Annotated in this window: 14 protein-coding genes; 12 read left to right on the top strand and 2 right to left on the bottom strand. The window is 45.5% G+C overall.

The window, feature by feature from the left end; all coding sequences use genetic code 11:
* On the top strand, nucleotides 1–468 hold the full coding sequence (locus tag V8Z93_RS03325; RefSeq protein WP_298529807.1) for a nucleoside deaminase: 468 nt from the start codon (nucleotides 1–3) through the stop codon (nucleotides 466–468).
* A 27-nt stretch (nucleotides 469–495) separates the two neighbouring features.
* Entirely contained in the window at nucleotides 496–1803 is a 1308-nt protein-coding gene (locus V8Z93_RS03330; RefSeq protein ID WP_439432396.1) for a nucleobase:cation symporter-2 family protein, read from the top strand.
* A 252-nt stretch (nucleotides 1804–2055) separates the two neighbouring features.
* Here V8Z93_RS03330 and V8Z93_RS03335 read toward each other — a convergent pair whose 3' ends face one another.
* On the bottom strand, nucleotides 2056–3042 hold the full coding sequence (locus tag V8Z93_RS03335; protein ID WP_439432397.1) for a YqiA/YcfP family alpha/beta fold hydrolase: 987 nt from the start codon (nucleotides 3040–3042) through the stop codon (nucleotides 2056–2058).
* A gap of 174 nt (nucleotides 3043–3216) precedes the next feature.
* Between V8Z93_RS03335 and xpt the strand changes: the two genes are divergently transcribed.
* A complete protein-coding gene (gene xpt / locus V8Z93_RS03340) occupies nucleotides 3217–3783 on the top strand; it encodes a xanthine phosphoribosyltransferase (RefSeq protein WP_203040595.1) in 567 nt (188 codons plus the stop codon).
* Between the two features lie 166 nt (nucleotides 3784–3949).
* Here xpt and V8Z93_RS03345 read toward each other — a convergent pair whose 3' ends face one another.
* Nucleotides 3950–5143: an SGNH/GDSL hydrolase family protein gene (locus V8Z93_RS03345; RefSeq protein WP_439432815.1), complete on the bottom strand. Its 1194-nt coding sequence runs from the start codon at nucleotides 5141–5143 to the stop codon at nucleotides 3950–3952.
* A gap of 125 nt (nucleotides 5144–5268) precedes the next feature.
* Between V8Z93_RS03345 and V8Z93_RS03350 the strand changes: the two genes are divergently transcribed.
* From V8Z93_RS03350 to V8Z93_RS03390, 9 genes are all read left to right on the top strand, one after another.
* Entirely contained in the window at nucleotides 5269–6477 is a 1209-nt protein-coding gene (locus tag V8Z93_RS03350; RefSeq protein WP_217763324.1) for an MFS transporter, read from the top strand.
* Nucleotides 6478–6721: 244 nt separating this feature from the next.
* Nucleotides 6722–7645 carry a FimB/Mfa2 family fimbrial subunit gene (locus V8Z93_RS03355; protein ID WP_439432398.1) on the top strand — a complete coding sequence of 308 codons (924 nt, stop codon included), beginning with the start codon at nucleotides 6722–6724 and terminating at the stop codon, nucleotides 7643–7645.
* Between the two features lie 527 nt (nucleotides 7646–8172).
* Nucleotides 8173–11334, top strand: coding sequence for a SusC/RagA family TonB-linked outer membrane protein (locus tag V8Z93_RS03360; RefSeq protein WP_439432399.1), 3162 nt, complete (start codon nucleotides 8173–8175; stop codon nucleotides 11332–11334).
* A gap of 56 nt (nucleotides 11335–11390) precedes the next feature.
* Nucleotides 11391–12932, top strand: coding sequence for a SusD/RagB family nutrient-binding outer membrane lipoprotein (locus V8Z93_RS03365; RefSeq protein WP_439432400.1), 1542 nt, complete (start codon nucleotides 11391–11393; stop codon nucleotides 12930–12932).
* 258 nt (nucleotides 12933–13190) lie between these two features.
* Nucleotides 13191–13334 carry a hypothetical protein gene (locus V8Z93_RS03370; RefSeq protein WP_218417744.1) on the top strand — a complete coding sequence of 48 codons (144 nt, stop codon included), beginning with the start codon at nucleotides 13191–13193 and terminating at the stop codon, nucleotides 13332–13334.
* A gap of 1 nt (nucleotide 13335) precedes the next feature.
* Nucleotides 13336–13956: a hypothetical protein gene (locus V8Z93_RS03375; RefSeq protein WP_217761974.1), complete on the top strand. Its 621-nt coding sequence runs from the start codon at nucleotides 13336–13338 to the stop codon at nucleotides 13954–13956.
* Nucleotides 13957–14060: 104 nt separating this feature from the next.
* Nucleotides 14061–14360, top strand: a complete 300-nt coding sequence (locus tag V8Z93_RS03380; RefSeq protein ID WP_439432401.1) for a DUF7724 family protein — start codon at nucleotides 14061–14063, stop codon at nucleotides 14358–14360.
* Entirely contained in the window at nucleotides 14341–14580 is a 240-nt protein-coding gene (locus V8Z93_RS03385) for a DUF7723 family protein (RefSeq protein ID WP_203040589.1), read from the top strand. The genes V8Z93_RS03380 and V8Z93_RS03385 overlap by 20 nt, the downstream gene beginning before the upstream one ends.
* The gene (locus tag V8Z93_RS03390; RefSeq protein ID WP_297074123.1) at nucleotides 14573–14854 is read left to right on the top strand and encodes a DUF4160 domain-containing protein; all 282 of its coding nucleotides are present in this window, start codon (nucleotides 14573–14575) and stop codon (nucleotides 14852–14854) included. Before V8Z93_RS03385 ends, V8Z93_RS03390 begins: the two co-directional genes overlap by 8 nt.
* Nucleotides 14855–15030 lie beyond the last annotated feature (176 nt).

Raw genomic sequence — 15030 nt, forward strand, 5'->3', positions numbered from 1 at the left:
ATGACAAAAGAAGAATTGATGCATAGAGCCATTGAGCTCTCAAAGAATAGTGTTAAGACTGGTGGCGGTCCTTTTGGTGCTGTCATTGCCAAGGATGGTATCATCATTGCTGAGGCTTCCAACAGCGTAACCATCGACCTCGACCCTACGGCTCATGCCGAGGTGAACTGCGTGCGCCAGGCTTGCTTCAAGCTGAAGACCTTCAACCTGGAAGGTTGCGAGATCTATACATCCTGCGAGCCATGTCCAATGTGCCTGGGTGCTATCTACTGGGCACATCTCGACCGTATCTATTATGCCAACGACCGAAAGGATGCGGCAAAGATTGGTTTCGACGATGAGTTTATCTACGAGGAGATTGACCGCAAGATAGAAGACCGCCACAAGCCGATGATTGCCCTGATGCGTGATGAGGCGCTGGGTGCCTTCCGCATGTGGGAGGAAAATTCAGAAAAAACGGAGTATTAGTAAATTCTCTAATTATTTATAACAATAATGGAACAGTCAATAGAAAATCTCTACAAGCTTGACGGTAGAGTGCCCGTCGGTAAAGCACTCCCATTTGGTCTTCAACATGTGTTGGCGATGTTCGTAAGTAACATTGCGCCAATTATGATTCTTGCTGGTGCAGTAGGATTGGATAGTCCGACGAGCGCTGTGCTCATCCAGAACTGTATGGTTATCGCAGGTATCGGTACTCTGGTGCAGCTCTATCCGGTATGGCGCATCGGTTCACGCCTTCCTATCGTGATGGGTATTTCCTTCACCTTCCTTTCGCTTGCCATCGCCATTGCCGGTGCTCATGGCATGGGTACTTTGGTAGGCGCTGTCATCATTGGTGGTCTGGTAGAAGGAACACTCGGACTTTTCGCCAAGTATTGGATCAAACTCATTCCTCCTGTAGTAGCCGCTACCGTGGTAACAGCCATCGGTTTCTCGCTCCTTCCTGTGGGTGCCAACTCTTTTGCAGGTGGTCAGGGTGCAGCAGATTTCGGCAGCATGAACAATTGGGTTGTGGGCACGGTTACCCTGCTCGCCTGTCTTCTCTGCCAGATTTTTGCCAAGGGTTTCCTCCGCTCTCTTTCTGTATTGGTAGGATTGCTGGTGGGTTATGTGCTGGCGCTCTTCGTGGGAATGATAGATTATAGTGGACTTTCTGGTCTTTCCATCGTTTCGTTGCCAAAGCTCCTGCCATTCACCCCAGAGTTCAATATCGGTGCCATCCTTTCGGTGGTAGCCGTATATCTGGTGTCTGCCACAGAGACCATTGGTGATACTTCGGCTCTCTGCAACAGTGCCTTGAAGCGTGATCCTAGCACCAAGGAGATGGGTTCAGCTGTATGCTGCGATGGTTTCGTAAGTACCTTCTCGGGGCTTTTCGGTTGTACTCCTATCACATCGTTCAGCCAGAATGTAGGTTTGGCAGCCATGTCGGGTGTGGTAAACCGCTTCACCATTGCGTTGGGTGCCATCATCATGATTATCGGTGGTGTATTCCCTGCTATCGGTTATGTATTGACCACCATTCCTCAGGCTGTATTGGGTGGCTGCACCATCATGATGTTCGGTAGCATCCTCTTTGCCGGTTTCGGCATGATGGCTCGCACGGGCTTCTCTCAGCGCAACATGGTCATCGTGAGCCTTTCGCTCAGCGTAGGTCTCGGCTTTACATCAGCCACGGGCATGTTCAACATCTTCCCAGAGATTGTGCGCACCGTATTCGCCGATAACTGTGTAGCCGTAGTCTTCCTGCTCGCCGTTATCCTGAACCTCGTGTTGCCGAAGAGCATGGATAAGGCATAATCGCAGCACGCCCTGAAAGGGCAGAAGCTCCTAGCCCAGGGCAGCGCCCTGGGTATATGATGATTTTAACAACGTCGCCCTGTAAGGGCAAAAGCTTCATATAATCAAAGCTTTTGCCCTTACAGGGCGACATTCTTGTTTGTATGTTAACCCAGGGTGTTACCCTGGGCTAAGAGCTTCTGCCCTTTCAGGGCGTGTGGGGCAAAACTTGCGAAAGTTCAGTAAACTGTTAACTATAAACTATCAACTAAATCACTGTCCTCCCAGTCTTTCGAAGAAGGTGATGATTTCTTCGAAGGTCTTGAATTCATCGCTGCCGTATTCTATCGCCGTACCCATGAAACCATCGCATGGGCGAGGATCGATGAAGTAATCGCCGTAGAGCAGGTTCTTCTGGTTGCAGAAGATGATGTGGTCGTAGGCTGGGGTAGAGAGATATTCTTCCACCCACGCCTGTACCTTCGCCATGTATTCATGGTCGTTGGTAGGCGCAGGGGCAACGATATATACATTATAATGTTCTATCAGCATTTCGTATGCCTTGTGCATGCTGCTGGTTGCTTTCATGTAACTGTCGTGCAAGGCATCGAAGTCGATGTATACGATAGGGCGCTCCTTGCCGTTCTGCTTGTCGTCTATCCAGCGGATTACCGGACAGAGATAGTGGAATGCCACCTTGTCGATGAGTCGGTGCTCGCCATGGAAGTGGATGGCCTGCGGATAGTGCTCGTGGAAGAGGTCGAAGGTGTGAACCACAGGGTCCTCATCGCCGAAGAGACCATAAACTCTTTTCTGATCCTCGGGGGTGATGTCCTGGAAGCAGCGCTCGGTGATGTCGCGGTATTCCTTGATGAGTCCCTTGGTAACCATCAGTTCGTTTACTCCATCCTTTCTCGGGTTCTGGAACTCCTGCTTGCCGGTCATGCTGCTCATCGTGTTGCCCATCTCGAAGGCTGGGTTCACGAGGATGCGGTCGTAGCCTTTCAGCATCTCGGTGTACATGCCGCCCATTGAGGTGCCGATGATGAGGTCGGGCTTCTCCGTCTCCGCCATCTTCTGCAGCATCTCTATGGCCTCTTCCGGATGTACCGGGATGTCTTCAGCCACGAGGGTGGCATTCGGCATCAGTTCCTGCAACATTTTTACGGTGCCGCTCTGTGCAGAAGAGAGGAAACCGTGAACATACATGATTTTCTTGCCCGACATGAGGTCGGGGAATTGCTTGATATATGGATTCATATTCTTATAGTTTAATAGGGGGTATCATATCATGCTCCCTGAACATCTTATTCATTTCTGCTGCAAAATTACGCTAAATTGCAGACAAAACAAAATTATTGGGCGATAAACTTTCCTGTTTCCGAAAAAAGTAGTAATTTTGCACCCAATAACCATATTAAAGTTCAAGTCATAATGGATTTACTGAAAGAAAGAATTATGCAGGAGGGCAGATGCTTTCCTGGTGGAATCTTAAAAGTAGATAGCTTCGTAAATCATCAGATGGACCCTATTCTGATGATGGACTTAGCTAAGGAATTCGTGCGCCTTTTCAAGGACATCAATTACAACAAGATTATTACTATCGAGGCTTCGGGCATCGCTCCTGCCATCATGGTGGGTTATCTGACCAATCTCCCTGTTGTCTTCGTCAAGAAAAAGCAGCCTAAGACCATGGAGGGCATGATTACCTCGGTGGTTCACTCTTTTACCAAAGACCGTGACTATACGGTATGTGTAAGCAACAGCTACCTGACTCCTGAAGACCGTGTTATCTTCATCGACGACTTCCTCGCCAACGGTAACGCTTCCAAGGGTGTGATGGATCTCTGCGAGAAGGCTGGTGCCAAGATTGAGGCAATGGGCTTCATCATCGAGAAGGCATTCCAGCATGGTGGTGATTTCCTGCGCAAGGAAGGAATCCGTTATGAGGCTCTTGCCACAGTAGAGAGCCTGGATGATTGCAAGATTGTATTGAAATAAATAAGAATTATAGTAGAACATATCCCGCTAGGCATCCCGGCGGATTTGTGTGTTTGAAGAAAAGATATTTTTTCCCTTAAGGCTAAAAATATTTAGCCTTAAGGGAAAATAAATTTAGCCTTAAGGCTAAATATATGAGGATGTTTCTTCTTGATAAGATGATGACTTACTTGATGATGTCTGCGGCATAGATTCCCATTGCCTTATATCCTGCCGGATTCGGGTGGAGCCAGTCGTTGCTGGCGTATTCCCGTTTCATCCTTCTGTTGTCATTCGGGTCTTGCAGCAGTTTGGCAAAATCCAGGATGCCATCCACGTTCTTTGCCTGGCTGCGAATCCAGTCGTTCACGTAAAGACGGGCGGCTTCATGGAAATGACTGTAATAGCCGGCGCCCTTGAAAGGCGTGATGGTGCCCAGGTAAACCTTCTTCTTCTGGGCTTTCGCCTTCCTTACCATTCCCTGTATACTTTCTATAATCTGGCGTGCCACCGTCTCGCTATTGCCGCTCTTGGCTGCTCCGATGTCGTTGATGCCTTCGAAGATAATCACCTTCTTTACGCCGCTCTGCATCAGGATGTCGCGGTCGAAGCGTTCCTTGGCGAGTGCTCCGAATCCGCCTGGCACGGTTACCCTGTTGTTGCCGATGCCCAGGTTCAATACGCCTTGGTTGGTTATCTTATGCTTCAGCTGCAGCATCTCCGACATGACGTCGGGCCATCGGTTCTGGGCATTATCCGTAGAGCATTTGCCGTCGGTGATGGAGTTGCCCATGATGGCGATGGCACTCATGTTGTTGCTCATGGTATACACATCGATGCCGCTGATGTTGTACCAGTGGTTCTCTCTGAAAGCCTTCTCGAAGTTGGAGTGGGCGTTGGTTACACCTTTCATGATATAAGAGGTGGTACGCGAACCCATGTGCACGGTGGGCACTTCGGGAGCCGAGGTGTAGTTGATGGTGATGGCTACGCGCTCCAGGTTCCTGAGCTTGAACTTCAGGGCGTCGCTCACTATCTGCTTGCCGGCAGGAATGACGGTCTTGTAGCTGTTGCCGAACTTGAAGTATTGTGCCGATTTGGCATCGATGCTGAACGAGTCCTTGGCATGAGCGATGTAGATGGAACGGATTTCCACGGGTTGCATCGAATAGATGTTACTCAACTTGAGGCGAATCACGTCGCCTCCTATGCTTACCTTTACCACCTGGCGCACCGAGCGGTTGGTCATGCAGTTGTTATAGGGCATAAATGATCTGACTACAGTTTGCGGAGCTGTGGCCCAGGTGCCTACCCAGTTCTGTGCGAAAGAATAAGTTGACAGGGCACAGAACACCATTAAAAAAACTAATAATCTTTTCATCATACGTGCAAAGTTAGATAGAAAAGCCAATAAAACCAAGAAATTTAAAAACTTTTTTCATAAAACTTTGGATAATAAGGGGAAAAGTTGTACCTTTGCCAAAAATTCTAACTAAATGTAAATCTATGAGTTCAAGTAAAAGTTTTGCGATTCCATTGTCGTTCATTGGAATCATGTTTTTCTCATTAGGCTTTGCCTTGGGAATCAATTCATTGCTGGTGCCGGTGTTGCAGGGTTCGTTGGGTATCTCCAACGCAGCTTCTTATCTCATCATTGCGGCAACCTTCATTCCGTTCCTGGTTTTCGGTTATCCGGCAGGTCTCACCATCAAGGCGATAGGCTATAAGAAGACGATGTCGCTATCGTTCGTTATCTTTGCTGCGGCATTCTATCTCTTCATCCTTTCTGCCGACGAGAAGAGTTTTCCTCTCTTCCTGCTGGCTTCGTTTGTGAGTGGTGCTGCCAATGCCTATCTTCAGGCTTCGGTAAACCCTTACATCACCATCCTGGGTCCTCTGGATAGTGCGGCAAAGCGCATCAGTATGATGGGTATCTGCAACAAGCTGGCATGGCCTATCCCATCCATATTCATCGTGTGGCTGCTGGGTAAGGACGTGCATCTCATTGGCATCGAAGACCTGTCTAAGCCATTCTGGATTATCATCGTTGCCTTCCTGGCGCTGGGCGTGCTGGCATTCGTGGCTCCATTGCCTGAGGTAAAGGCTGCCGGAGAAGATGAGTCTGACGGTGAAGAGGCTGCAGCCTGTGCCTATGCTGCCACCAAGAATTCTGTGTTCCAGTTCACTCACTTACTGTTGGGCTGTCTGGCATTGTTCCTCTATGTGGGTGTTGAAACCGTATCGCTCGGAACCCTGGTGGATTATGCCAACTCTCTGGGCTTGCCTGGTGCAGCAAACTATGCATGGATTGCTCCTATCGGCATCGTCATCGGTTACATCTGCGGCATCATCCTGATTCCTAAGTACATGAGTCAGGCTGTGGCATTGAAGCTCTGTTCATTTCTGGCGATAGCAGGAGCTTTGCTGGTGGTTCTTACTCCAGCTGAGGTTTCCATCTATTTCATCTCATTGATGGCATTGGGCTGCTCCCTGATGTGGCCTGCACTCTGGCCTTTGGCAATGGCAGATTTGGGTAAGTTTACCAAGGCAGGTTCTTCGTTGCTTATCATGGCGATGTTTGGCGGCGCCGTTCTTCCTACGCTTTATGGCAGTTTGAAGGATGCCGTAGGTGCTCAGCAGGCATATTGGCTCTGCCTTCCATGCTTCCTCTACATCCTGTATTACAGCATCCACGGATATAAGATCCGTTCATAATAGGGTGCATTTCATCCCCTATATATAATAATGTGTATCCTTATTGCATTCTTCCAGGAAGAGCAGTAAGGATACATTTTCTGTTTAAACAATCTTAAAAAATGGAGTCTTCGGTAACACCCCATTCTTTTTTTAAGTAAATTTGCAGTAACGCAACTGTAACTAACAATCGTCTGTACCATTCGGTTGGCATTGCCGATAACACTGGGATATTCCTGGCGTCTTACCTAAATCTAGGTTAAAGATGAAGAATTTTAGAAGCATAGGCCTGATGCTGGTCTTCGTAGCTAGCCTGTTGGTTGGCTGTACATCAGACAATGTGATGACTGGTTCCTCACAAGTAGAAAACCAAGAGGTTGTGTTCAATCTCTTTGAGCATTCCATCTCCGGACTCGAAACGAGAGGCGATGAATCTGGCAATAAGGCATTGGCAGACTGCGGCTTGTTTTCGGAGCTGGAACTGGCTATGGTTCCTAAGGGGGGAACCATGAAGTCGGCGTACTATTTTCGTCAGGATGACTCCATGGATAGTTTCGGACAGATGAAGCTTCTGCTTCCTACGGGTACTTATCAGCTTGTGATAGTAGCAGCCAATACACCTAAGCCTATCAATACAAAGAATAGAATCAATATTAAGTCGCTTACAGAAGTTGATTTCCCGAACAATCAGGTTTCTGACATGGCTTACTGCTGTCAGGAGGTGACTGTCGCTTCTACAGGTACAACTCAGACCATCGATTGTGTGCTCAAGCGTGCCGTGGCGTGTGTCACTTTGGAGACCACGGATAGGGTGCTTGACAATCTGAAGTCTTTCAGCATCGACATATCGGGTAATTTGGGAAATGTATTCAATCCGTCAACGGGGCATTGCTTGGCTACGGCACCCATCGATAAAGTAGTTAATGTGTCGAAATTGGCAGGTAAGGGTTTGACGCTTGATATCTATGTTCTTTTGGGTGAAGATGAGGTGAGCGATGTTTCTTTGTCTACCACGGCTACGGCTACCGATGGCAAGAAGATTAAATCTACGAGTTTCCAGGATGTTCATCTGGTCACCGGCAAGCGAACCACTTATAAGGGTCCGTTCTTCAGTTATACCAATAAATTTTCGGTAAGTGTTACGGAAGCAGATATTACGGATTCCGGCTTTAGCAAGGTATTTGAGTAGAGCCATAAATTGGCTTTTCTACTTCACACTACACGGATGTGTTGTAATAGTTTGAAACTCATAGGGTTCAAGTCTCTTGCCATACGAGCGAAATGAGGATTCCAAGATACTGGATATTCCTCTCTATATGCTCTTTGTTCTCGGTAAGGAGCTGGAGACTAAAAGCTAAAATCCTGAACGGGCGGCGGTTTTTATATGAACTGTCGCCCGTTTCTTTACATTCTATAAGAAAAAGTGCATAAAAACTGGATTTTTATAACAAAATGCAGGGTAAAGTGCAACTTTTTCTGAAAAAAGTTTGGTGGTTTCCCAAATAATGCTTAATTTTGCACCCGATTAAAAATATTCTTTAAAATTAAGTAAGTTTTAGACTTACACCCCTATATTATAAAGCTGATTTCCTCCACCTCGGGGCAAGAGGTGGAGAGAAAGAAGATGATGATAACTCCTTGTGAGTGATCATATAAGAAAAATAGAGAGAAAGAAATAACATTATATATTAATTTTTTTAAAAGAGAGAGAGATTTATGGAAAAAAGACTCATGACAGTAGCCGCAGCCATAGCCGTTAGTACAAGCATGGCGTTTGCGCAAAGTCAAATCTCTGGTAAGGTTACCTCTTCTGAGGATGGAGCACCTGTAATTGGTGCTTCAGTCAAGGTTGCTGGTACCAAGACCGGTACTGTTACCGATGTTGATGGTAACTTCTCATTGAATGCTCCTGCTGGTGCCAAGCTGGAAGTAACTTACCTCGGTATGTTGCCTCAGACTGTAAAGGCAGGTCAGAAGATGAAGATTGTATTGGAAGCGGATAACAAGACTCTTGATGAGGTCGTAGTTACCGCAATGGGTATTTCTCGTGATAAGAAAGCCTTGGGTTATGCTTCTCAGAAACTGGGTGCTGAAGATCTGAACACCGCAGGTACTAGCTCTTTGGCTAGCGCTATGCAGGGTAAGTTGACCGGTGTTGATATCCGTCAGTCTTCTGGTGCTCCTGGTGCATCTTCTCAGATTGTCATCCGTGGTGCCCGTTCATTCTCAGGCGATAACACTCCTCTTTACGTGGTAGATGGTATGCCTATTGCTTCAGCTGCCGATTATGATACACAGGCTTCTGTAACTGGTGCAGATAAGGCAAACCGTTCTATCGATATCAACCCTGATGACATCGAGAGCATCGACGTATTGAAGGGTCAGGCTGCTTCTGCCCTTTATGGTATCCGTGCATCTAATGGTGTCATCATCATTACCACCAAGCGTGGTAAGGCAAATGGTGGTCGCCCTCAGATTACATTCTCTACCGACTTGAGTGCTCAGACTGTCAGCAAGAAGTTTGATCGTCAGAATATTTATGCCCAGGGTAATGGCATAAATGCTTATAACCCATCATCTTCTATGAATTGGGGTCCTAAGATTGCTGATCTGGCTAACGATGCTACTTATGGTGGTAATACCGACAATAAATATACTCAGGCTTATGGCAAGCACGAGGGTATGTACTACAACCCTAAGTATGCAGCTGCAGGTCTTGACGGTTGGGCTACTCCACAGATTTATGACAATGTAGGTGATTTCTTCGATACAGGTTTCACCCAGAACTCTAACCTGGGTATTTCACAGAAGAATGGCAATATGGCTTATTCTTTCGGTATTGGTGATACATACCAGAAAGGTATCATCCCTTCTACTGGTATGATGCGTACTACAGCCCGTGGTGCCGTTGACTTTGAAATCAACAAGCAGTGGAAGACAGGTTTCTCTGCTAACTATAGCGCAACCAAGATTACATCTGCTCCTGGTGCCAACAGCGGTATTATGAACGTGGTTTATTCTGCTCCTTCTGAGTATAATCTGAAGGGCACTCCTACTCATGCGCCAAACGACCCTACAAATCAGATCTTGTTCCGTTCTACCTCATTCAACAACCCATATTGGTGGAAGGATAACAATGAATTCAAGCAGCATACCAACCGTGTATTCGGTAATGCCTATCTTGAATATCGTCCTAACTTCGGTTGGGATACAGAGCGTTACAACTTGGTAATCCGTGAGCAGGCTGGTCTTGATGTTTACACCACTAACAATAGTGATGTATATGAAAAGGGTTCTGCACAGAATGCTGGTGGTGAGATTGAAAACTATGGTATTCAGCACAATATCTTCAACAACCTCTTCACAGCCAACTTCACCGCTAAGTTGGGTGCTGACAATGCGTGGGACTTCGGCGCATTGCTCGGTTCTGAGTTCAATCATGACTATCAGCGTGTCTGGGATTACGATGGAACTAACTTCCTGTTCTATGGTCAGCCTACTATGACCAATACCACTGTTAAGCCAAAGACAGAGGAATATCAGGCTCAGGAGCGTACCGTAGGTTTCTTCGGTCAGTTGTCTTTGAGCTATGCTAATCAGGTTTATCTGACTGTGACAGGTCGTAACGATATCGTTTCTACCATGCCACGCAACAACCGTAGCTTCTTCTATCCATCTGTATCACTCGGCTGGATTTTCACAGAGCTTCCTGCCTTGAAGGATAATCACATCCTCTCTTATGGTAAGCTCCGTGCTTCATTCGCTCAGGTAGGTCAGGCAGGTCACTACTATGCTAACTATTACTATGTTCCAGAATATGGTAGCGGTATGTATGGTATCACTCCTATCAGTTATGCTATCAACGGCGTAAGTTCTTATGTGCCTTACTACGTGAAATATGACCCTAATCTGAAACCACAGAACACCGTGAACTGGGAGTTTGGTGCAGACTTGAACTTCTTCGACAATCGTGTTCGCTTGGAATATACAGCCAGCTATCAGGACATCAAGGATCAGATTTTCGATGTTCCTACAGCCGGTTCTACAGGTTATCAGTACCTCCGTACCAATGCCGGTGAGATGACCACATGGTCTCATGAGTTTGCCATCAACGCAAGCATCATTCAGACTAAGGATTGGGATTTGGATCTTGGTGTAAACTTCACCAAGCTGACCAACAAGGTTAAGTCTTTGGCTGATGGCGTAGAGAGTATCATGCTGGGTGGTTTCGTTGAGCCACAGGTACGTGCCCAGGCAGGTTATACCTATCCAAATATCTATGGTGTAGCATTCCAGCGCGATGAGCAGGGCCGCCTCTTGCTTCAGGATGGTCTTCCTATCGGTACTGCCGGTAGCCAGAACCTGGGTGAGTGTACACCTGATTTCAATATGGGCTTCAACCTGAAGGCTCGCTGGAAGCGCTTGTCTTTGAGTGCAACCATGGATTGGCAGAAGGGCGGCAAGATGTATAACGGTACACTCTTGACATTGAACTACTTCGGTGCAACCAAGGAGTCTATCCCATACCACGAGGGTACTATGGTAGCTGAGGGTATTGATATTGCAACAGGTGAACCAAACAAGGTTGAGGTAAGCAAGCAGGATTACTGGATGGCTTACAATAACGTGACTGAGGCAGGTATCTACGACCGTAGCTTCCTGAAGCTCCGCGATGTAACCTTGAGCTACCAGCTTCCTAAGTTTGCAGGCATCGACATCTCTGTATATGGATTCGCACGCAACTTGCTCCTCTGGTCAAAGATGAAGGATTTGGATCCAGAGTCTTCTCAGGGTAATGGTAACATGAGTGGTACTTTCGAGCGTTTCTCTGTGCCAAATACTTCAAGCTTCGGTGGTGGTTTCAAGATTACATTCTAATTGGCTGACCCACCTCGGAATCATTTAAAGTATCAATATTAATAAAGGATAAAACAATGATGAATTTTAAGAATATATTTGGCATCTTGGCAATCTCTGCAGTTTCTATGATGACTGTATCTTGCTCTGAGGATATCATGGACAGAATCAACAAAGACGAGGCTCACCCAGGTGAAAGCGTTGTTTCTGCCAAGTTCCAGCTCACAGATGCCATCGTTTCTAGTGTTTTCACTACCAACACGGGTAACTTCGCCTGGTATGTTGCTTCTTATACAGAGCAAATCCTGGGTACAGGTAACAACCAGCTTAAGAATGCAGAGCTCCGCAATATCAATGAAATTGCTGCTGCTTCTAGTTTCGATAATGAGTGGAATGGTACTTATCTTAACCTCAACAACATTCAGCAGATGATTGCTAAGTGTGAAGAGGGTGGCAATAGCGCCGGACAGCTTGATATCAAGGCTATGGGTCAGATTCTGGCTGCTTACGATTGGGGAATCATGACCGACTTGTTTGGTAACATTCCTTGCTCTGAGGCTTTCAAGGTATCTGCTCCTAAGCTCGATACTCAGGAAGATATCTACAAGCATATCCTGGAATTGCTGGATGCTGCCAAGGGTAATCTGGATCAGGCTATTGCCGGCAATATGAAGAATGCTGGTGCCTACGATGTCTTGTTCAATGGTAACTTGACTCAGTGGCGTGGTCTTGCTCATGCCTTGAAGGCTCGCTATCTCTTGCATGAGGTAGGTCGTGCTGCCGACAAGAATGCACAGTATGCTCAGATTCTGGAAGAGGCTAATGCTGCTGTAGCTGATGGCTTCGATGGTGCTAACCTGAATATCTTCGACGGCAACAACCAGATTGATGCATGGTCTGCTTACTGGTATAGCCGTGAGTATAGTGCTTCATCCAAGACAGTTGATGACTTGATGGTAGCTCGTCAGGATCCACGTGAGGCTATCTATAATTATAATGGTGCTGACTGGTATGGTGCTCCTGCTGAGTTGGGCTTGATGACTCCTGGTGACAAGGAAGCAGCCGGTGCAACCAGCGCTACCAATTTCCCTCTCTGGTTCTTGAATGGTATCAGCGAGGTGAAGATTCCTAGCCATTTGATGAGCAAGTCGGAACTTTACTTCATCATCGCTGAGGTGAAGGCTCGCTTGGGTCAGGATGCCAAGGCTGATTTCGAGACTGCAGTCAAGGCTTCTCTTGCTGACTATGCTACTGTAGGTGCTACAGAGTTCAGCGACGATGCTGTTGCTGCTTATCTTGCTGGCGAGACTGCAACTAAGTTTGCAGCAAATCCATTGAACGAGATTTTGGTTCAGAAGTATATCGCCCAGACTCGTGACGAGCAGTTGGAGACCTTCAACGATATGCGCCGTTGCAACTATCTTGATGGTAGCTATCCTGTAGCCATGACCAACCCTAACAATACTCAGGCAGGTCAGAACCGTTTGCCACTTCGTTTGCCATACGGCTCAAGCGATGTTCTTTCAAACCCTAACGTGAAGGAAGCTTTCGGTTCAGGTAACGATGCCGGTAAGTATATCTTCACCGAAAATGTTTGGTGGGCTGGTGGTAACCGTTAATCGGAAACTTACAAGTATCACATAAAATAAATTAAGGTGTACCCTTTTATTGCCGTCGGGCAGTAGGGGGTACACCTTTTTCTTTTTATCTCTCTCACCCTCAAACATTTTCCCAAAATTTCTTGCATCTTTCAGAAGAAAAGCGTATCTTTGCAGAAGATTAGCTGCGCTCGGCAATTTGAAAGTAAACTTTCATTGCGCTCGTTTGCATAATCCGTGCAGCACTGAAGTTGAATCATTAAAACAAGGAGGTAGAATATGGATTTATTTGATAGCAAAAGACAAGAAAGATTAGAGGCAGCAGGAAAGGCTGCAACAGCTAGTAAAGAGGCATCTTTGAAATTTCTTATAGATGCAGGCATTTTGGATAAAAATGGAAACTGGGCTTCACATCTAAGATAATATGGATGAATCTCTTTATTCTAGGCGATCTAATCTTGTGATTGGATTTCATGGTTGTGACCAGTCTGTGGTAGAAAAGGTTATTGCTGGTAAAACAGAACTCTTAGCCAGTACTAATGATTATGATTGGTTAGGAAGTGGTATCTATTTTTGGGAAAATAATGAAGAAAGAGCTTGGCAATGGGCGACAGAATTGTCAAAAAGGTCCAACTCTTCTATAAAAACTCCTGCAGTTATAGGTGCCGTAATAGATTTAGGTTATTGTTTCGATTTGACAGATAGCTCTTATTTACAGGAGTTGAAGAATGCCTATGATGTGTTAAAAGAAACATGTCATAATCTTGATAAGGAATTACCAAAGAACAAGCCAATTGGCAACTCGGATGATCTACTTCTCAGAAGGTTAGATTGTTCTGTTGTACAAACGGCATTGGAGTTGAATAAAAAGGCCAATACCCATTCTTACGATTCTGTAAAAGGTGTATTTTGGGAAGGACAGGAACTATATCCTAATGCAGGATTCAGAGAAAAGAATCATATTCAGATTTGTGTCTGCAATCCAAATTGCATCAAGGGCTATTTTCTTCCTAGAGGTATCAATCAGGATTATCCTAATCCATAATATAATAAGGTGTATCCTTCTTGCCCAACACATCGGGCAAGTGAGGATATGTTTGCATAATCTTTGCAGCACGAAAGTTGAATCATTAAAACAAGGAAGTAAATATGGACAATAAGAATCTTTCATCAGAAGCGTTACTCTCCAATCAAGGAGATATGACTTCTTTTCGATATGGCAATAGTAATATCCGATTTCGTACTCCCAAGCGCCTCAAGCGATATGTGGATGTTAAGGAATGGGATAATGGATATATTGTTGTTATGGCAGATTATGAAGGTTTGGGCGAAACGGAAGAGTATATTGACCTTTTGCCCATATTGAAGAATCTGTATATCAATCCTGAGACTTTTCTCAAACCAATCAAGTCAGTAAAAATAGATTATCATGAAGGAAGAAGAGATTAAAACAGTGGCAGAAAATGCTATGATGATTGTTTGCGGATATGCATTTTCGAAAACCGAAGAAGGCTTTATACGTGTTGTGTATCTACACCCGCCATATCATGCTCTTGTTATGACTAGCGAGGGTGAAATAACAGAAACCAATATGAATGATATAGAAATCAGCATCGTTCAAAAGTATTGGATACGAAACAAAAAATTAATGGAGCAAGCTTATGCCTAAATATTACGATTTTATGATATGTGGGTATTACCTCTATTTTACTTCCCATTGCATAGTGGAAGCTATGCATGTACATGCTAGTGACAAACGTTTAACAGAATCTGGCTCTGCCAAGCTTTTTGTAATGGGAAATGGTGATACCATCGTAAAAGAGCAGGGTGTTCTGACCAATAAAGAATTGAGAATCATTCGTGAATTCATAAAAGACAACTATCAGGAAATGTTCTTAAAATGGTCGGAAATGAGCAGTAATGGATTTTATCGTGGAGAATAATTAAAGAAAAGCGTATCTTTGCATAAGATAAGCTGCACTCGTCTTTTTAATTAGGGCGGGGATTCTTTTACCTAACGGAGAAGTTGCACCACATTTGAGATAAAGGTATGCAAAAGCAAAACGTTTAAGGTCGCAAATTGAGACCTTAAATGAAAAACATGATCAACAAGGCGACT

Origin of the sequence: Segatella copri (genome assembly GCF_051861805.1) — a bacterium.
Lineage (GTDB): Bacteria > Bacteroidota > Bacteroidia > Bacteroidales > Bacteroidaceae > Prevotella > Prevotella copri_M.